Annotated in this window: 20 protein-coding genes; 6 read left to right on the top strand and 14 right to left on the bottom strand. The window is 39.5% G+C overall.

The window, feature by feature from the left end; translation table 11 throughout:
• Positions 1 to 14: 14 nt before the first annotated feature.
• The 3 genes from PHN32_01295 to amaP all read right to left on the bottom strand — a co-directional run bounded on the left by PHN32_01295 (position 15) and on the right by amaP (position 3198).
• The gene (locus PHN32_01295) at positions 15 to 1271 is read right to left on the bottom strand and encodes an iron-containing alcohol dehydrogenase (protein MDD3776231.1); all 1257 of its coding nucleotides are present in this window, start codon (positions 1269 to 1271) and stop codon (positions 15 to 17) included.
• A gap of 157 nt (positions 1272 to 1428) precedes the next feature.
• On the bottom strand, positions 1429 to 1866 hold the full coding sequence (locus tag PHN32_01290; protein ID MDD3776230.1) for a BlaI/MecI/CopY family transcriptional regulator: 438 nt from the start codon (positions 1864 to 1866) through the stop codon (positions 1429 to 1431).
• Between the two features lie 690 nt (positions 1867 to 2556).
• Positions 2557 to 3198 (bottom strand): alkaline shock response membrane anchor protein AmaP, encoded by a 642-nt coding sequence (gene amaP / locus PHN32_01285; GenBank protein ID MDD3776229.1) that lies wholly within the window; start codon positions 3196 to 3198, stop codon positions 2557 to 2559.
• A 154-nt stretch (positions 3199 to 3352) separates the two neighbouring features.
• Between amaP and PHN32_01280 the strand changes: the two genes are divergently transcribed.
• Complete coding sequence (locus PHN32_01280; protein ID MDD3776228.1) at positions 3353 to 4684, top strand: DUF2254 domain-containing protein; 1332 nt, start codon at positions 3353 to 3355, stop codon at positions 4682 to 4684.
• Between the two features lie 24 nt (positions 4685 to 4708).
• Here the strand turns inward: PHN32_01280 and PHN32_01275 are convergent, their stop codons facing one another.
• Complete coding sequence (locus PHN32_01275) at positions 4709 to 5146, bottom strand: Fur family transcriptional regulator (GenBank protein MDD3776227.1); 438 nt, start codon at positions 5144 to 5146, stop codon at positions 4709 to 4711.
• Positions 5147 to 5250: 104 nt separating this feature from the next.
• Between PHN32_01275 and PHN32_01270 the strand changes: the two genes are divergently transcribed.
• On the top strand, positions 5251 to 5775 hold the full coding sequence (locus PHN32_01270; protein ID MDD3776226.1) for a flavin reductase family protein: 525 nt from the start codon (positions 5251 to 5253) through the stop codon (positions 5773 to 5775).
• 11 nt (positions 5776 to 5786) lie between these two features.
• Here PHN32_01270 and PHN32_01265 read toward each other — a convergent pair whose 3' ends face one another.
• Positions 5787 to 6626: a hypothetical protein gene (locus PHN32_01265; GenBank protein MDD3776225.1), complete on the bottom strand. Its 840-nt coding sequence runs from the start codon at positions 6624 to 6626 to the stop codon at positions 5787 to 5789.
• A gap of 130 nt (positions 6627 to 6756) precedes the next feature.
• Complete coding sequence (gene hcp, locus PHN32_01260; protein MDD3776224.1) at positions 6757 to 8322, bottom strand: hydroxylamine reductase; 1566 nt, start codon at positions 8320 to 8322, stop codon at positions 6757 to 6759.
• Positions 8323 to 8469: 147 nt separating this feature from the next.
• On the opposite strand from hcp, the gene PHN32_01255 reads away from it, so the two are divergent.
• Positions 8470 to 9126, top strand: coding sequence for a Crp/Fnr family transcriptional regulator (locus PHN32_01255; GenBank protein MDD3776223.1), 657 nt, complete (start codon positions 8470 to 8472; stop codon positions 9124 to 9126).
• Between the two features lie 198 nt (positions 9127 to 9324).
• Here the strand turns inward: PHN32_01255 and PHN32_01250 are convergent, their stop codons facing one another.
• Positions 9325 to 9729, bottom strand: coding sequence for a DUF4332 domain-containing protein (locus PHN32_01250; GenBank protein MDD3776222.1), 405 nt, complete (start codon positions 9727 to 9729; stop codon positions 9325 to 9327).
• A gap of 154 nt (positions 9730 to 9883) precedes the next feature.
• Between PHN32_01250 and PHN32_01245 the strand changes: the two genes are divergently transcribed.
• A complete protein-coding gene (locus tag PHN32_01245; protein MDD3776221.1) occupies positions 9884 to 10648 on the top strand; it encodes a SagB/ThcOx family dehydrogenase in 765 nt (254 codons plus the stop codon).
• 25 nt (positions 10649 to 10673) lie between these two features.
• On the opposite strand, the gene PHN32_01240 is transcribed toward PHN32_01245, so the two are convergent.
• Complete coding sequence (locus PHN32_01240) at positions 10674 to 11612, bottom strand: YvcK family protein (protein ID MDD3776220.1); 939 nt, start codon at positions 11610 to 11612, stop codon at positions 10674 to 10676.
• Between the two features lie 136 nt (positions 11613 to 11748).
• Between PHN32_01240 and nagB the strand changes: the two genes are divergently transcribed.
• A complete protein-coding gene (nagB, locus tag PHN32_01235; GenBank protein ID MDD3776219.1) occupies positions 11749 to 12540 on the top strand; it encodes a glucosamine-6-phosphate deaminase in 792 nt (263 codons plus the stop codon).
• A gap of 3 nt (positions 12541 to 12543) precedes the next feature.
• Here nagB and PHN32_01230 read toward each other — a convergent pair whose 3' ends face one another.
• The 3 genes from PHN32_01230 to PHN32_01220 are packed head-to-tail and all read right to left on the bottom strand — an operon-like array spanning position 12544 to position 15634.
• Positions 12544 to 13440, bottom strand: coding sequence for a hypothetical protein (locus PHN32_01230; GenBank protein MDD3776218.1), 897 nt, complete (start codon positions 13438 to 13440; stop codon positions 12544 to 12546).
• A gap of 28 nt (positions 13441 to 13468) precedes the next feature.
• Positions 13469 to 14824, bottom strand: a complete 1356-nt coding sequence (glmM, locus tag PHN32_01225; protein MDD3776217.1) for a phosphoglucosamine mutase — start codon at positions 14822 to 14824, stop codon at positions 13469 to 13471.
• Between the two features lie 3 nt (positions 14825 to 14827).
• Positions 14828 to 15634 (bottom strand): glucose-1-phosphate thymidylyltransferase, encoded by an 807-nt coding sequence (locus tag PHN32_01220; protein ID MDD3776216.1) that lies wholly within the window; start codon positions 15632 to 15634, stop codon positions 14828 to 14830.
• Positions 15635 to 15865: 231 nt separating this feature from the next.
• Between PHN32_01220 and PHN32_01215 the strand changes: the two genes are divergently transcribed.
• On the top strand, positions 15866 to 16705 hold the full coding sequence (locus PHN32_01215) for a restriction endonuclease (GenBank protein ID MDD3776215.1): 840 nt from the start codon (positions 15866 to 15868) through the stop codon (positions 16703 to 16705).
• A gap of 13 nt (positions 16706 to 16718) precedes the next feature.
• Here the strand turns inward: PHN32_01215 and PHN32_01210 are convergent, their stop codons facing one another.
• The 3 genes from PHN32_01210 to PHN32_01200 all read right to left on the bottom strand — a co-directional run bounded on the left by PHN32_01210 (position 16719) and on the right by PHN32_01200 (position 19826).
• Positions 16719 to 17366: a class I SAM-dependent methyltransferase gene (locus tag PHN32_01210; GenBank protein MDD3776214.1), complete on the bottom strand. Its 648-nt coding sequence runs from the start codon at positions 17364 to 17366 to the stop codon at positions 16719 to 16721.
• A gap of 172 nt (positions 17367 to 17538) precedes the next feature.
• On the bottom strand, positions 17539 to 18798 hold the full coding sequence (locus tag PHN32_01205) for a 2,4-dienoyl-CoA reductase (protein MDD3776213.1): 1260 nt from the start codon (positions 18796 to 18798) through the stop codon (positions 17539 to 17541).
• 137 nt (positions 18799 to 18935) lie between these two features.
• A complete protein-coding gene (locus tag PHN32_01200; GenBank protein MDD3776212.1) occupies positions 18936 to 19826 on the bottom strand; it encodes a LuxR C-terminal-related transcriptional regulator in 891 nt (296 codons plus the stop codon).
• Positions 19827 to 19845 lie beyond the last annotated feature (19 nt).

Raw genomic sequence — 19845 nt, 5'->3', positions numbered from 1 at the left:
AATATAGTTGGATATTAATCCATATTCTTGACTAAATTAAGTTGTCCGCTTTCTGCAGCTTTAAGTATCGGATACATAAACTGATCTACATTCTCCGGATCCAAAGCTACGGGCATACTTTTTAGTTTCATGGCCAGCTGGGGATTCTTAGCATCATTTAGTATCTTATCAATAAGACCGCTGTCGTACCCTTTCAGCTGGGTAAGCTTAACCGGAAAACCAATATACCGGTAAAAATTTAGCATTGCTTGGGCCACCGCTTCTCCCAGGCTCCGGGGATCAGTTCCAGTAATCTTTGGCATATAAGGTTTAAATATAGGCGCGAGCTTTTCCAATTGGTTTTGTATAGCTGGAGAGTAAAATACAGTATAGTATGGATTTAGTATGGCACAGGCCCTACCATGACTGGTTAAATCAACCATGGAAAAACTATTAAGGTGAGCACCGCTGGTGCCTCCCAGCATTAAAGCATAACCTCCCAGATCGGTGGCTATTCCCATGGCCTCCCGGTATTTAATATTATTCAGTTCATTTAATAACATAGGCAGATATTGGACAATGATGGAAATAGAATTAAGGCATACCTCTTCTATCCTGGCATCTTGCCTGGAGCCAAAATATACTTCCAGGCAATGGGATAAACCATCTAATGCACCGTCCAGTGTTAAGTCTCTGTCCATACTGGCAGTTAAGCCATAATCAAAAACCGATCTATCTGGAACCAGGCTAATGTCCGTGATTATCTTTTTAAGCCCTGACTGGGGAAAAGTAATGACTGAATTCTGGCTAAGATGCGAGCCTGAACCAGCAATAGTCTGCACCGCTACCAAGGGAAACAGGCTCTTTTTTTGTTTCTTCAGCTCTGCAGTAACCTTGCCTATTCCCAGAAACGGCTCTATACTGCTAGCATTAAGGCTAGCCGCAACATTAGCGGCTTTAGCACTGTCAATAGCTGACCCTCCACCTACTGCTAATATGCTTTCAGGTTTGTAGGTATCTATAGCTGCAGCCAAATCCAGGACATAATTTATGGGATTATCTATGGGAGGGCTGTCTATTATTATAAGGCAATTAAGTTCTTTACCTGCTCTTGACAGTATCTGCTGTTTCAACTTGCTAGCCCATTGGCTGCCGGATATAAGCAGTAAAAAATTTGGCCCAAATTCCAAACAGTAGTTCTTCCAGGCTGGAAGGCTGCCAATGCCAAAACTATAACTATCTTTCTTATAGTCTTTTAAAATCTGCTCTGCCCTGCCTATTTTTTGATCCATTTCATTTCCTGTTTATTGATATGTTAACCAATATTATAAACAAAAAACTTGATTGAAAAAACTTTCTACCGGTTCAGCTTACCAAAAAAGGCCATCGATGCAATACCGATGGCCTTACCAATCAAGATAAATCAATATATTATGCAGTTCTTAACTATTAAGACTTATCAATTTTCTTAATCAATTTTTCTACACCCTTGCTGGAAATATTTTGGTTGTCTTCCAAAAAATCTATCACCATTTTTTGGGCATTATTTTCCAGTAAATTTTCGGCAACCGACATAATCAAGCTTTTTGAAAGTTCTCTCTGGTCCACATTGGCAGTATAGATATAGGTCTTTTCCCTTTTATCCTGCTTAAGTAATCCTTTGTCCGCTAAAGCAGTCATGGTAGACATAACCGTGGTATAGGGAGTAAATTCTTCCTTATTATCTTCTATCTCTTTTTTTAGCATGGTTTCATGTACCTTTCTTACAGTAACTTTTTCCTGATTCCATACTATTTTCATTATCTCTATTTCCAATGCACTTATACTGTTTAATTTATCTATGCCAATCTTTTTATACTTCCTCTTAGTTTCTTTGGTTCTAGCCATATTTTCTCCTTCATAAGTTTATTTATATATTCTAATTTTTATTAAGTAGCTATAATAATAACAAATTATTAGGATTGCAAGTCCATAAATATTATTTATTATCTAAAGATTTTAATTCAAAAACTTTTTACTTATGATATATATACCAACCGTTTATATAATATAATGTTGCAATAGTAATAATATCTAATTAAGTCTTATTGCTTTTCCATATGCCCTAAAAAATAGTAAAGTTATTTTAACACCCAAAACAAATTAAACAAGTTTCATATTACAATACCTGTAAGCAGCAGCGAGTGTTAATTATTATATTTTTTACCTACTTAGCCCTGCTATTCTAAATTATTGGCTTCAGTATAATTATTTTTAGAATTATCCAAAACAAATTAACTAAAATTTTTAAGCGGGTTAAAATAAATATTTGGCAACTATGCCAGCCATATTCTGGGTGGTTTCAATCGGTGCTATTGTAAATGACTTTTTAAAAAAGCAAGTACCGCTCTTGATAATAGCAGGGTCTTTCTCTACCCGCATACTCCTGGGCTTTTAATTGTATAACTTTATATGCCCTTTAGCTTAAATACCAGGCCTAATGGGAAGTTCATTAGCCCGCCAAACTAAAAACAGCCGATGGCCGCCCCTATTTGGTTTCAAATCTTTAGGGGCATAAGGGCTTCAATGCACTGTTAATTAAACCGAATCCGGACCTGCCTCATCCTTATTTTGGATCTCTTCAGGCTCTTGCGGGGATACATTAATTTCTTCAGCAACTGGCTCTGATTCTCTTACTTTAGGAGCTACAGGTTTCCTGCCTCTAAAGCTGGTAGCAGTATAATTAGTCTGTATTATTTTAAACCCTAATTGTTCTGAAGCAAAATTGCTGGCTACAGTTCTTATTTCCTGAGTTTTTTCAGTTACGTTTACCCCTTTAACCAATGCCGAAAATATATTAATGATAATACCGTCATTCTTGGGTACTATATTTACCTTAGGATCCAGTACGCCATCCAGGGGTACCAGTTTTTCTCTAATCTGATTGGATACGCTGTTTACTGTGATCATAATTTTTCCCGACTGGTCACTGGTAACACTGGCTGTTTTAACTTTCCTCCGATAAAATTCAAAAACCAATAAAGCCAAGCTGACCAATAAAATAATAAACAACACCAAAGCCAGTAAAAATTGATTCACATTGGTAAAATAATTGACCATCCTGTTGGCCACTTCACCAATATCATACAGATTAACAAATACATTTACTATGGATACTATGCATACCACTGCTACTAACAGCAATAATATGACCATTATTACTTTATTAAATATATTCATATCCCCTTCTCCTCAAAAATTAATAATATAGTAATTATATTGATTTTATCTTATATTAATAAGAATTACATATATAAAAAAAATATCATTTTTTAAATTTTATAGAGCTATGCTTGGAAGTTACCAAAGATAGGAAACAAACCCTGGAGAACAATTGTTTAGAAAAATTTTATTAAAATATAAAGAAAGCATATGGTTTATACCCAGCCTTTTTATTTTGGGAGCTATAATATTAGCTTTCATAACTACCGCAGTAGACAATACATTCCAGGCACATCTAAAGCAAGTTTTACCAGTTTTTGCCTTCACCAGCGTTAATCTGGGTAGAGATATTTTAACGGTAATTGCTACTTCCCTTTTGACCATGACCACCATTACCTTTTCTACTATTATGGTGGTATTATCCATTTACTCTTCCCAGTTTTCCCCCCGCACCCTGCAGAACTTTATATCAGACCGGCTGACCCAAATCGTTTTAGGAGTGTTTATTGCCGGCTTTACCTATGCCATCGTTTCCCTGCTTTTTCTGCATGAAAGGGAGCCTGAAACTTTGGTATTCTCTGCTTTTTTTGCCATTATACTGGCTATTATAAGTATTGGCTATTTTATCAGGTTTATCCAATATATTACCACTTCCATACAGGTAAATAATTTAATGGTGGACCTAAGTAGCGAAGTAATGCTGGTGCTTAAAAGGAAAAAGAGGGCTTTAGCTGATCTCAAAAAAAGAGGCAGGGTTCTATCCGGAGTAAACCCAGGCCTTATTAACCTTTATAAGATAAGCCGTATGGAAGTAAAAGCAACCAAATTTGGGCACATCCAGTATATTGACGCGGAAGGATTAATTAAATTTGCCAAAGATAATGATATTCTGGTAGAAACCACGGTTAGGGTTGGCGATTTTGTGGGTAAATATACTACAGTACTATTGATTTGGAACCATGATAAGGAAGAAGAAATAAAATGCAATGTTGATAAATACATAACCCTGGGCAACTATAAAAGCACCAATCAAGATATAGATTTTGGCATCCAGAAAATTGAAGAGGTGGCCTTAAGAGCTATATCACCCAGTATAAATGATCCTAACACCGCTATGCTGGGAGTAAGGAATATGGCAGTGATAATGTCTGAAATAAATGATTATTGTACCGGTACCAAATATTTTTATGATCAACAGCAAAACTTAAGGCTTATTTTAGATGAAAGGAATTACGAAGATATACTTTATTCCAGTTTCTACAAGATACTTAATTTTTCAAGAAATCAGATTTCAGTATTTTCCGCCATCCTGGAAGCCATAGTCATAATGACTGAAAAGCGGGACAGGAAATCTAAAAATATCCTAATTGAATTTAGCCACTATGTAATTGGGGGGTTTAATCTGGAAATACTGCATGGAAAAGATAAATATTTCTTGAATTTAAAACTAAGCAAAATAGCAGAACATCTAAATATGGATCCCAAACAGTTACTTCTTAGTTAAAATAGACCAGTAACTTTTAATAAATTAATTTTTTTGTTGGCAGTCCCTGCAGATACCTTCAAATACTACTCTTATATTTTTTATATCAAAATGGTCTTTTGCCTGCTGGGGAACTTCGTATTCAAAGGGGCAATCACAAACATCTATGATATTATTACATTGAGTGCATAGAAAGTGATAGTGCTTATCAGTATTGCCTTCATACCTTCTAGTAGCACATACCCCGTCTATTATCTCAGCTACACCTATATCATAAAAAAAGGACAGGGTCCTATACACGGTATCAAAAGATATATGGGGGAAAATTTTTTTCACCCTTTTGTATAGTGTTTCTACATTGGGATGGTCGGTGGAACTAATAAGCTCCTCATATATTACCGTTCTTTGAGGGGTAATCTTAAAATTTTTTTCCTTACACTTATTCTTAAAATTTTCTAACAATTTTTCTTTATTTTTTTTCATAGCAGTTATTATATAATAATAAGTCTTATTTGCAAATCTAACATATTTTGCATTTGTTCCCAAAAAAGCTAAAATAATTTAAACAGTAATACCGGGAGGTGTCAATGAAAAAAGATATCGGCATACATGAAAGATTATATCCCAACCCTGTAATATTAGTATCTTGCTCATACCATGATCAGCATAATATCATAACCTTGGCCTGGACTGGAACCATATGCAGCAGCCCGCCATTAATATCTGTTTCCATCAGGCCTTCCAGGTATTCTCACCGCTTAATTAAGGAATCAGGCCAATTTGTTATTAATATACCACATCAGGGACAGGTAGGCATATGTAACTATTGCGGAACAGTTTCCGGCAGGGACATTGATAAATTCAGCCAGCTGCAATTAACCGCAGCAGAAATGAATAAAGTAGAGGCCAAAATGATAAAGGAATGCCCTATTAACATCGGGTGCAGGGTAAAAGATATAATATCTTTGGGTACCCATGACCTGTTTATAGGAGAAGTGATTCAGGTAATGGTTGACCATGAATGGGTATACTCTGACGGTGACCTGGATTATGATAAACTTTCTACTTTGACCTGGTGCATGGGAAGATATTATAAGAATACAGCCATTTAACTAGGGTGATGTTATTCTTTGTTTAAATACTTTATATCTTCTATATGTAACCTTACGTAGCAGAAACTCTGGGCATTTTGCCACTCGGCAGAAATATTGGTAGGAATAACCAGGTGACCAAACTGTTTGTAATCGGAATAGTTGCCCACCCATTTTTGTTTGATATATTTATTTTTTAGTTTTCTAAACCTGTCTTTGGTTTCGGCCCGGGTTATTTGCCCTTCCCGGTTTATTATAAACTTTATTTTAGCCTCACTGGCCCCATCCTTAACCACTACTAAAGCACTTGAATTATCCAATTTCTGCCAAGTAACTAAATTTGAAAACACTAAAAAATGAGGTATAAAAACTGCCTCGGAAACAAACCTGATAAAAGAAGACACATCCATCTCCGGACCCGTTGCCTCCATTATTTTCAACAGGGAAAATAGCTTAATTATCATGCTCCCCTTACCTTTATGATACATGTCACGGACACTTAGCCATCCCTTAGGGCCCCTGCCCGCCCTGGCCACCCATATGAAGCCAGGCCTGGTGCCATTTAAATATTGGACAGCTGTCAGCGGCAGCCATGGGGATTCTTTACTGGTCCTGATATAACCTGATTGCTTCACTACTGCCCCAGCCAGCATTTGTTTTTTATCTTTTATGGCGTATTTAGCGTATCTTAGAGCAGGTGGGGGCAGATTGCCTAAAATATGGTCTGGGGTCATGGGTGCCCTACCGGTCAAGGCTTCATCCACTATTATCTTTATTTCTTTTTTGACCTTACGGCTATAAGCTAACAGGGCAAATGCTGCTGCCAGCATAATGATTTCCAGGCATACCAAGACACTAAAAACAATTTCCATGGCTTTACATAGGTTTAGGATGTAGTTTTACTGCTTCTTTGATATTACCAAAACTTAAACAGGGCGTATACCTCAATTTTTATATTTCATCTGCCAGGCAGGGTTAACTGTATCCTGCCTGGCATTATGATTAGCCTAATATAGCTTTCAGGTCTTCAGGGGGAGTACTTATAGGTTTTAATCCAAATTTATCTACCAGGACTGCCAGCACATTATCTGAAATAAAAGCAGGCAGAGTGGGTCCCAGGTAGATATCCTTGATTCCCAGGGCCAGAAGGGTAAGCAGAATACAAACTGCTTTTTGTTCGTACCAGGAAAGCACCAAAGTCAGGGGCAGCTGGTTGACATCACAATGGAAAGCCTCTGCCAAAGCTACCGCTACTTTAATAGCAGAATAAGCATCATTGCATTGACCCATATCCATTATCCGGGGGAAATCTCCAATTTTACCCAAATCCAGATCATTGAACCTGTATTTACCACAGGCAAGGGTAAGTATAAGGGAATCCGGGGGAGTTTGCTTTACAAATTCCGTATAATAATTTCTACCCGGCTTGGCCCCGTCGCATCCGCCTACTAAAAAGAAATGGCTAATGGCCTTGGATTTAACTGCATCAATAACCTGTTGTGCTGAACCAAGGACTGCGTTTCGGGCAAACCCTGTCATAAGTGCAGAGCCCCCGTTTATGCCTGTGAATGCTTGATCCTCTTTGTAACCACCTAACTGGATTGCTTTATTAATGACTGGGGAAAAGTCTTTTTGACCCTCAGCCGAGTCAGGTATGTGTTTTATCTGGGGATAGCCTACCACGCAAGTAGTAAATACCCTGTCCTCATAGCTCTTTTTGGGAGGCATAAGGCAGTTAGTGGTGAATAATATAGGAGCCGGAATATCAGCAAACTCCTTTTGCTGGTTTTGCCAGGCTGTACCAAAGTTCCCTTTAAGATGACTGTATTTTTTTAATTCCGGATAACCGTGCGCCGGCAGCATCTCTCCATGGGTATAAATATTAATGCCCTTACCTTCGGTTTGCTCCAGCAGCTGTTTTAAGTCCAGCAGGTCATGGCCGGTTATCACTATAAAAGGGCCTTTTTCAATATGGGTGGTCACTTCAGTAGGAACCGGATGCCCATAGGCAGAAGTATTAGCATCATCTAGCAGCTCCATACATCTAAGGTTTATATGTCCAAACTCCATTAGGAGTTTTAGCCACTCATCCACGGAGTAATCCTGGCCCAGAGCGCGCATTCCCTTATAAAACCATTGAGTGACTTCCTGGTCATATTTTCCTAATACATAGGCATGCCAGGCATAAGCAGCCATACCCCTCATTCCTAACAGTAGTGTGGATCTAAGAGACACTATATCCGGATCCCCTGACCATAATTGGTGCACTGGAAAATCTTCAGCTCCTCCCATAAGCCTGGTTTGCTCATGTACCTCTTCAGCCAGACCTTCAATCCTGTCCGGATCAAAATTTACATTAGTTATGGTGGCAAATAATCCTTGGAACATTAGTTCATTAGCTAACCGGGGAACCTCTTTGCCTTCAGCAGCCCTGGCCATACCTATAAGGGCACAGGTAAGTTTGTCCTGGTCATTGGATACCTCAGGTTTTTTTCCGCATACCCCGGTTTTAACACAACCTTTTCCCCCGGCCGCCTGTTCACATTGAAAACAAAACATATCACCCATCAATTCCTCCATTTCTAATGGTTTTACTTTAAATAAGGAGCTAATTATAATATAATTTCAACCCTGTATCCGTATCTATGGATACAAATTGTTAAACTAATAATTATTGCTTTGAAAAAATATTATAAAACAATTGCAGAGTCTGCCTTGTTTTCAAATCTTGGCTGGGAAAACATACCTACCATGCTTAAATGCCTAAACCCTAAACTGGTAAGCGGAAAAAGAAATGATTACCTGTTTATTTCGGGAGACACCTTTACCGGTGTAGGCGTAGTGCTGGAAGGCATGGCAGGGGTGTTAAGCGAGAAGCCCAATGGGGATAGGGTAGTCATACATACTTTAAAAGCAGGCGAAGTATTCGGAGAAATGCTAGCTTTTTCCCAGCTAACTCACTGGCCTTATGCTATTAAGGCTTTTGAACCCTGTAAAATTCTGATTTTGCCTAAAGCAAGGATAATAGGAGAATGCCCTAAAATGTGTCCCTGGCACCGGTCTTTGGTAGAAAATTTTTTAAAACTGCTGAGCCAAAAGGCCTTGATGCTTAACCGGAAAGTGGAATATTTGTCCATAAAAGGCATAAGGGCCAAGGTAAGCACTTATCTGTATGACCAATATCTACTCCAGGGTTCCCGGGACATCCAGCTTAGTTTAAACCGGACAGAATTAGCAGATTTTCTTAATGTCTCCAGGCCTTCCATGTCCAGGGAATTGGGTAAAATGAGAGAAGAAGGTATTATTGACTTTCACCTAAACCGGTTTCATATCAAAAATGAACAGGCCTTAAGGCACATATTTGAATCCTAGGCTTGATGTTTAACTTTCTACCAGATTTATAAATAACATGCCAGACAAAGCTTAAAATAGTTAGCGCAGCCAACCATTACAAACAGCTGCCTGCGCTAATTTGGCTTTGTTCAAACCTTTTTTAAACCTTGCCAGGTTATAGCCACCCTACTTACACTAACTCATTTAATTAACCTTAAAATGAACCCAGGCCATACACTAGTATTGTACAACCCTATCTAATTTTTTAGCCTGATTAACCCAATCCTGCACCATTGACAGCGAAGGAGGCCTCCTAACCAGTTTCTTTTGCTGGTTAGTTTCTATTATTTTCTCATATAAATTCTCTGCTTTTCTTTTGGATAACTCTACTACTGTGTCTACCCCAGCCTCTTCCAACAAGTCTGAGTATTCTTCCCCTACGCCCTTAATCCTGAACAAGTCTGCTAGGTTAACCCATTCCAAAACCAATTTATGGTCTATCTTGGCAGATTCCTCTATTTCTTTTCTGCCTTTGGCGGTAGCCCCTCTTTTTAGCAGAGCTTCTGTAGTCTTGATATTAATGGCTGCTAGTTTCTGGGCATATTTGGGGCCGATACCTTCTATAGTAATAATACTGGCCATTTTACCTCCCTCTGGGTTAATAATTATTATTATTATTAAAAATTATATCATATTAATGGTATAAAATAATTCAACTAATTTTTAAAAATGTATTCCATAACTACAATTCATTTATTTAACCTTTCTTTTATGCCATAATTAAAAAGGTATAACTATGGAAAATAGTAAATCTATGCAAAAATACCGTTATTTTTTAAAAGACAGTTTAAGGCTCAATACCGATTTCTCTAAAACTGACCAAAATTTGGGAATAAAGGCTCCCGCCCTGCAAAAGGAAATTGACAAAAATAGTACATTAATACCCCTTCCCCCTCCTAAAAAATGGGCGGAAATAGAAGACATGACAGTAATTGAAGCCATAAGCCATAGAAAAAGTCGAAGGCGCTACGCAGATAGAAGTATTAGCATAGATCAATTGTCTTTTCTGCTTTGGGCCACCCAGGGAGTAAGGGCAGCTAGAGGCAAGGTAGTGCTAAGGACCACTCCTTCTGCCGGCAACCGCCATCCTTTCGAGACCTATATATGTGCCCTTAATATTAAGGGCCTAAAAACAGGAATATATTTGTACCGGCCCCTGGAGCATGGTTTGATAAATACTGGCCGGTACAGTTCACAGCAGTTGGCCCATCAATTGGTACCTGCTACTTTGGGGCAGCATTTTATTACAACTGCCGCTGCAGTAATAGTATGGACTGCTATTCCCTACCGGACTGAATGGAGGTATGGCAAGGCTTCCCATAAAGTTATTGCCTTAGATGCGGGCCATGTATGCCAAAATCTTTATTTAGCCTGTGAATGCATTCACGCCGGGACCTGTGCAGTGGCAGCATATCATCAGGAACTTATGGATAAGCTTATAGGGGTAGACGGACAGGAAGAATTCGTTATTTACTTAGCCCCAGTAGGATTGCTGAGGTAACTCAATACTTAAGCAGAATATTATCCTATATTCTTTCAAATATGGTCTGGGCAGTTTTTGCCGGGTCATGCCTAATATATTCATTTCCGCCAAAAAGCCCTTCCCTGATTACTTCAGCCTTAACTTGGCTGCCTGCCAAGTCATCTTTTACCATATAGGACCAGTGCTTGGCATGCCTGCTTAAAAGATTTTCCGGTATAGGGGCAGAGTTAAAAAGGATATAGTCCAAATAACCACCTAAATATTTTTCCACTTCTCTTACATGGTCCAAAGCACTAAAATCATCCGTTTCTCCCGGTTGAGTCATTATATTGCATATATATAGCTTTTTTGCTGAAGAATTCTTAATAGCTTCCGCCACTCCCTGTACCAGTAAATTTGGTATTATACTGGAAAAAAGGCTTCCCGGGCCCAGTATAATAACTTCTGCCTGGCTGCAGGCCTCAATAACCCCTTTATAGGCCTGGGGGAAAGAGGGTTTTAAAAAGACCTCTTTTATAGGTTGGCGGTAACTGACGATCCTGGTTTGCCCCCACTTGGTGCTGCCATCACTGAACCTGGCTCCCAGCACTACATTTTCTAAAGTGGAGGGCAGGACTTTACCCTGTATATTTAAGATACGGCTGGCTTCCAAAACAGCCTTGGAAAAACTGCCGGTTACCTCGCTTAACGCCGCTATCATGAGGTTGCCAAAAGAATGGCCGGAAAGATTAGAGCTTCCCTTAAAACGGTATTGGAACAGTTCGGGCAGAAAGGACCTGGAATCAGCCAATGATGCCAGGCAATTCCTTATATCTCCCGGGGGCAGCATATTAAAATCTTTCCTTAGCCTACCTGAGCTCCCTCCATCATCAGTAACAGTAACAATGGCTGCTACATTTTTAGTCCACAGCTTTAGTCCCCTTAGCAAAGTGGAAAGCCCGGTACCTCCCCCTATGCCCACTATATTGGCATCTTGTTTCATATAATTAAACCCTGTTTGTCCTTTTTATAAAACTTACGTCTTGATATTTTCATTTTATTATATAAAAATAAAAAAATTAAACACATCTATTTATTATCTTAGATGATAATGCAAAGACGCAAAACAAAGGAGAGCAATGGAGCTTATAATTACCCCGGATTACAATCATTTGAGCCAAACAGCAGCAGATATGATTGCAGAGGCTATTAAATCTAAGCCAGACTGCGTACTGGGTTTGGCTACCGGCAGCACCCCCATGGGTACTTACCAAGAATTAATTAGAAAATACCAGCAGCAGCAACTGGATTTCTCCCAGGTAAAAACTTTTAACCTGGACGAGTACCTGGGCATAGGCATGGATCTTAGTCTGCCCTATAGCCAGGATCAAAGTTATGCCCGTTTTATGCATGAGCAATTATTTTCAAATATAAACCTAAAACCGGAAAATATTCATATACCTAACGGACTGGCCCCAGACCCGGACAAACATTGCCAAGACTATGAAAAGATGATAATAGAAGCAGGAGGGATAGACCTTCAGCTGCTGGGTATTGGCGGGAACGGGCATATTGCATTTAATGAGCCCGGTTCATCCTTAGCTTCCAGGACCAGGGTACACCCCCTGCATGCCAAAACCCTGGAGGATAATTATGAGATGTTTTATAAAAAGGCTAAGGTGGCCAAACAAAACATGCCTAGTTTTGCCCTAACCATGGGAGTGGGAACCATATTGGAAAGCAGGCATGCGGTAATGATTGTATGCGGCCAAAACAAAGCCAAGGCTTGCGCTGAGGCCATTGAAGGTCCAATCACCTCCAAGGTTACTGCCTCTGCCTTGCAGCTTCATCCGGGAAAAGTTACCATTATTTTAGATGAATCCGCAGCATCAGGGCTAACCTGGTCTTTAAGCCTGGCTAAAAAAGGATAAGGATCAGTATATTTCATCGGCTTCTTCAGTGGTAAAAAACAATCTGCTATATTTTTGGTCAGACATATTACTATTTTCATCCAGCAATAACCGTATGGCCATCTGCCGGTCCCTGGCCGCCCTTTGCTCCATTATTTTTAGTTTCCTGGGGATTTCAAATTGAATTATCAAGCTCTTTATTCTTTCAAACATGCTATAACTTCCTGCTAAAAACTTACCCTCATCCAGGATTTTAGAAGCTACCATATGCTTAAAACTATCAAAACTTAATTGCTGCTTAACCTTTTCCATATCTTTTATGATATAGTCCAATTCTTCCCTGTAGGCAGGGTTTTTCATGTAATAGTATTTCTGCTCCCATATTTTTTGGTCCAGTTCCTCTGCTAAGCTTGTACCTGCATTTTCAGTTACAATTATTATATCCAAATCAGAACCCCTTATAACTTCACCGGTAGAAGATTCAGGCCTATTTTCTGCATGGGCCATGTTATACACCACATCTCCAGCAATGATACAGGAAATTTTTTGCCTTAATTTTTCAGGGTGATGGTGGCCGCTTATAATATGGTCTATGATAGATTGGGCTAATTCCATCTTGCTGGTGCTTATGTCTTCTATTTCTTGGCTCAAAGCTGCCGCTTTTTTTTCTATTAAAGCCTTATCCTGGCTTAAGCCCACTATAGTGTAGGTGAGGAATTCCCTTAAAATTGAGGGGGAAAGCCGGCCGTAACCTGTGATTTTCTTATCCAAGCGCAGATACCGGTTACCGGTAATATTCATTATTATACCAGGACTGCGGTTGCATTGCCTCCAAATTTCAAGAGGCCGGCAGCCGCTTTTTTGCAGCAGCTCCTTTCCGGTTAAAGGGCCGCCACTTAAAATACCAGTTAAATCCTTCATGCTTTCACCGGGGTTTGTACCTAAAAGCCTAACCCAATATACTCTTTATTTTTGCTGCAATTTCCTGGGCATATCCCTGGGTTGCCTCCTTGGTGGGTCCTTCTACCATCACCCGGCATAAAGACTGGGTCCCTGAATACCTTACCAGCACCCTTCCCTGCCCCTTTAGATTTTTTTCCACCTGTTTTATACAGCTCATTATTTCAGGCTGCTGTTCTAATGGCGGTTTGCTATCCAATTCTATGTTTATGGTAACCTGGGGCAGCACTTCCATAATTGTTTTTAATTGGGACAGTGGTTTTTTTGCTTTTTTAATAACCGCTAAGAGCTGCAGGGCTGAGAGCATGCCGTCTCCAGTAGTGTGGTGCTCCAGGAAAATAATATGCCCCGAGTCTTCTCCCCCAATAATTGCCTGGGCTTTTACCATCTCTTCCAATACAAACCTGTCCCCTACCTTTGCCTGTATCTGTTTTATTCCCAGTTTTTCCATAGCCAGGGTTAGTCCCATATTGCTCATAACCGTGGTAACCAAGGTATCGCGGGATAGGTGACCTTCTTCTTTTAACCAGCGGGCAAATATGGCCAGGAGCTGGTCTCCGGTTACAATGCTTCCCTGCTCATCCACTACAATTAGCCTGTCCCCGTCTCCATCGAAGGCAAGCCCTATATCTGCTTTTTTCCTTAATACTTCTTGGGCTAGTGATTGTGGATACAATGCTCCGCATCCACGGTTTATATTAGTACCGTCAGGTTCTACATTTATGGCAGTTATATCCGCTCTCATCTCACTAAACAACAATGGGGCAACCTTGTAGGTAGCGCCATGGGCACAATCGGTAACTATCTTCATCCCTTCTAAATTCAGGCCCCGGGGAAAGGTATGTTTAAGAAAAACTATATATCTTCCCAGGGCATCTTTTTCCCGGTAGGCTTTGCCAATGTTTTCCGGCAGAGCCAGATAATTATCCAGCTGGTCCGCCAACACCAGCTGCTCGATCTGGTCTTCCTGCCGGTCATTAAGTTTAAAACCGGTTTTAGAAAAGACTTTTATTCCATTATCTTCAAAAGGATTATGGGAAGCTGATATCACTATCCCTGCATCTGCATCCATATTGGTAGTTAAAAAGGCTATGCCCGGGGTAGGCATGGGGCCCACCAAAATAGCGTCGGCCCCCATGGAGGTAATGCCCGCAGCCAGTGCATTCTCAAACATATAGCCTGAAAGCCTGGTATCTTTGCCAATTATTATTCTGGCTTTATGCTCTTTTGTGTCTCTTCTTAAAATATGGGCTACTGCCTGCCCTATTTTCATAGCCATACCCGGAGTCATGGGGTACCGGTTAGACACCCCTCTTATGCCGTCTGTCCCAAATAATTTTCCCATAACCTACTTCCTCTCTTGTATGTGGTGAACTTGCTTATTCTTGACAATGCTAAGGGGTGCATAGTATCCCCTGGCTGTCGTATTGGGATAAAGCAGGACATCTTTTGAAAGCAAACTTCCCGGGGAAGTTACACTGTTGCAGCCTGTCTCTACCCCATCTCCCAGGATAGCCCCGAATTTCCGCAGCTCCGTATCATAATTTTTCTCGTTGATTTTTAGGACTACATTAGAATCAATTATTTTTAAATTAGCCAGTTTGGTACCTGCCCCCAGGTTTACTCTACCCAATATGCTGTCCCCGATATAGGCAAAGTGCCCCGCTTTGCTTTCTCCCAGCATAACTGCAGTTTTCATTTCAGTGGTATGCCCTATTACACAGTGATTGCCTACTATTACATTTCCCCTCAAATAAGCACCCTGCCTGACCTCATTATAGTCACCAATAATGGCAGGGCCTTTTATTAAGGCTCCAGGCTCTATTACTGTGCCCTGGCCTATACAAATATTATCATCCATAAGACAGGCACCGGCATAAATAATGGTAGCGCCCTCTAGAATTTGGCCCTTTTCTATAACCTGGTTCCGGCTGCTGTCAATCTCCAAGCCTTCCTCTATTACCCTGCCCTTATAAAGCACCCGGTCACTGCTTACAAAAGATGACCCTTTTCTAATTCCGGCTACATTGGGATTTAGGTTTGCTTTAATAAAACTCCTTATATTTTTTAGGCCTTCCCATACATACTGGCACCCATCAAACAGTGCCTTGAGGTAATTTTGTTCCAGATCAAAGAAATCTTCAGGTTTAAGCATAAAGCACCCCTTTGGTAAAAGGATATTAAGTATTGCTAAAAAAATTATAAATATTTTCAGGATATTATCAACAGGCTAATTAACCTAAAGCACATTTGCCCTATAAAAACCATGGTTATTTTCTAAAACAACCTTGAACCAGGCTGTCTGTAAATAATTTAAGTTGAATATATTGTTCGCCACCTGTAAAATGGAGAAAATCCGAAAAATCAAGCTTATGGAAGCCGGGATATGACAGAACACAGATACATAATCAAAAAAGATGGAGAAAAGGAATTATACAGTAAGGGAAAAATAAGGAGATCCCTTCTGAAAGCAGGCACAGAGCCTGAAATTGTCGAATATATAATAGCTTATATTGAGAAAAATTTGCAAAAGGTATCAAAATCTAAAGATATCTACCGCCTGGTCTTACACCAATTGAAAAAAAAGCAACCGGTAGCCGCTATAAAATATACCTTAAAGGAAGCCATTATGGATATAGGTCCTACCGGTTTTACCTTTGAAAGGTACTTTGCAAAACTGATGGAGCATTATGGTTACCAAACCCAGGTGGGCACCATAGTCAAAGGATTCTGTGTTGAACATGAAATTGATGTGATAGCCCATAAAGACCAAGGGCATTTCATGGTGGAGTGTAAATACCATAACCACCCTGGCAGCAAAAGTGACTTGAAAACCGTACTTTATATCTATGCCAGGTTTCTGGACCTTAAGAAGGGAAACCGCCATAACTCCCATCCCTATCAATTTTCACAAGCCTGGCTGGCTACTAATACCAAATGTACTACTGAAGCTATTAAATATGCACAATGTGTAAATTTGAACCTTATTGCTTGGCATTACCCTGAAGAGAAAAACCTTGAATATTATATTGAATACAAGAAACTTTACCCTATTTCCATACTGCCGGAATTAAAAAAGAAAGAGAAACAAAAGCTGTTTGAAAGTAACATATATACCATACAGGACTTTTTAAAAACTCCGCCTTCAATTATAGCTGAAATATTATCTACAGACCAGGATACGGTAGACAAGCTTTTTGCCAGGGCGGCCTTGCTACTGCTTTAAGCCGGTTTTAAGGTCAGGATGTTTTAAAAGAAATATATTTTTGGTTATCAGTGTACAATATAATTAAACCCAATATTTCCGCGATATGTTTCATGGTATCCAAAGTATAGAAAGATATGTGGGTAATATCCCTGATATAATACCACTTCAAAAATTTACTGCTGGCTGAAGGATGGAATTGCGTCATTACCGAAAGAAGGCCGTCCTGCTTTAATAAGGTTTTAAATAATCTGAAATATTTTAAGGGGTTGGCCAGATGCTCTACCACTTCAGTAGCAGTAACCAAATCATATTTTTTATCCTCATAAATTTTAAACGGGGCAAAAAAAAGGTCATAGGTATCCATCATAAAACCATATTTTTCCTCCAGTATTAATGCCAAAACCGGAGAAGGGCCGCTGCCAAAGTCAAGCCCATTCTTTCCATTGCAGAAAGGAATTACCGCCGCTTGGATAAAATCATTAAAATAAGCCCTGTATCCAGGGTTACCTAATGAATTATTATGCTGTTGATATCTTTGTCTCTGTTCGATATCAGATACTAAAAAAGCATCATCTTTGCAGATATACTGGCAATTGCTGCATACATGGTAAATTATTTTGGAGGGTTGGCACCTTAACTCAGTTGTTCTGCTGCCGCATATTTTACAGGTTCCGGCCATAATTTAACGTCTCCCCTAATATTATTTTTAACATCAAAGCTAGAATAATGATAATAGACAATAATATCAAGATGGTCCATCAGGGACCACCAAATAAAAGCTCCCCCTAAAACCATATTAGGTCTTAAGGGGAGCTAGGGGTCTATCAGTTTTAGATATAAATTACTGCTGTTTAGTCTTCAGCAGTTACCTTAGCCCTCAATGTGCCTTGTTCTTTCCTGGCTTTTCGTAGAATATCAGTATATTCCCTGTAATGTGCTGCACAGCCAACATTTTCCTGCCTAATTAACAGTTCAACACATTTGTCACAGGCAACACACCATTTAATCTCATCTTCCCTGTCTTCCAGATATTTAGCTGGAAGTTTGGGATCGGCTAAGGACTGCCTTCCCAAAGCAACCATATCGGCATATCCGTGCTCTATATTGTAGTTACCCCAGTGGAAGAGTGAATTCCATTCAGGCTGTACTGCACGCAAGAAATTATGCCCGTCGTTGAGAACAGAATATGCACCGCCCATAACTACCATGTCTTTGCCCACATTTTCCTTAATAGTTTTGGCCATGGTAAAGTGCAGGTATACGTCATCCGGTTTTTTCCTGTAGGGCATGTGTAGCTCCATGGTTACTGAAGGGTTGCCGGTAGATTCAAGTATAAAGTTTGCTCCCCTTTCCTCCAGGCCTTTACAAAGGTCAATGGATTCAGTTAAATCGATAATTCCGGTATCTGGACCTGCGGTACCCTGTCCTCCAGGAAATCCTTCCCACATGGATACCTTGGAGCCTACTATAAACTTATCGTCCACCAAGTCTCTAACTTTTTCTACCATATCAAAAGCAAATCTTCTCCTGTTTTCCCAGGGTCCGCCGTATTTCCATTTTCGGTCATTATATGGTCTCAATACCTGAGAACCAAAATAACCATGGCAGAACTTCAAATCTACCCCGTCAGCCCCCAGTTCATATAAAATCCTGGATGCTTCTACAAACAAATCAATAGTGTCTTCTACGTAATCCTCACCAATAACTTCTCCCCCAAAGCCATGGAGGGGCTTAACACATACTCTTTTAGAAAAGGAGCTGCCAGATACTTCACCAGAGTGGTTAAGCTGGACTATCAGTAATGGGTCAGGGTTAATTTTCTTCATTTCCTTAATGAAATTTTCCCATTCCTTGATGTTGTCCTTGTTTCCCGGCTGTAGGCTTATTTGGGCATTTCGTGCCCTGCTATCATACTGCATGGTAATAGATTCAAAAACTATTACCCCTGCATCACCTTCAAACAAGTTTCGGTAACGCCTTAGTGACCTTTCAGAAAACCCACCGGTATCACTAGAATCTGCGCATTCCATAGGCTGGATGACAAACCGGTTTTTAGCCGTCCTTTTACCTATCTTGATTGGTTGCGCCAGAGCGGTATCTTTGTTGCTCATATGTCCCCCCTAGATTTGATTTTATTAATTTTATGCCTGGATAATTTAAGCTTTTTTTACTAATAAAAATTCTAACATAATAGCCTGTATAGTAAATACTGGTCTATTTAAGTGAAATTACTAGTAATAAACTAGCACTAATTTAATTTACTAAGGTAGGTCTGGAGATTAGCATTACTGTTTACCAGCTTGAGTTTCTTTCTGATATTCATCCTATGGAAGCATACCGTTTTTACCGAAACCTGCAGCATGCTGGCAATATCCTTTATTTTATTACCTTCCCTTATAAGTTTTGCTACCTGTATCTCAGTGGGAGTTAAATTATATTCCTGGGAACTTATCCTTTTTAAAAAAGGAGAGGCAATCTTATCCAGCCTCTGCTCCAGGATTTCTAAATATTTTAGTTCTTCCTTATCCTTTAACCTTATTTTTAGACTATGGATTATTGGTTTTAAAGAAATATTTATATTGTAAATCATGTTCTTGGAAACATCGTCCCCGGTTTTTTTAGATTGATTAATCAGGACTCTTAAGGCTGTTTCCTGATCAGAAATAGTTTGTTTTTGAAAATTCAGTTTCTGCTTTAAATCATTCACTGCTTTTTTATAGCTGGAAGTTTCAGTAGGGTCCTTAATATATTCGATAATAGCTTCCACTTCATTATTTTCATTGTATAGGGGAAAGGAATAAATCTCATGCCAGTTTTTTTCTTTCTCTGGCTCATCGTAAGGCATTATCCCCCTTATGGTACGTTTTTGCTGTACTGCTTTTAAGGTAGGGCATCCCACGCATGGTTCCTGCCGGTTATGATATATTTTATAGCATTTTTCCCCGATAAAAGGTATTTTATGCGAAAACCAGTTCTCCAGTAGGGAATTAACCCCGATTATATTCAAATTTACATCCAGGATACTGATGCCATCGCGGATATTGTTAAATATAAATTTAAAGAACTGTTCAAATTTTTCTTTGCGGTCAATACTATTCTTACGTCGTATTAATTCCTTTAGAAACTCTGCATCATTCATATCTTGATATGGGCAGCTT

It is taken from the genome of Actinomycetota bacterium, assembly GCA_028698215.1.
Lineage (GTDB): Bacteria > Actinomycetota > Humimicrobiia > Humimicrobiales > Humimicrobiaceae > Halolacustris.
Note: the sequence above shows the minus strand (reverse complement) of the source record. Positions and strands in the feature narration are given on the sequence as shown.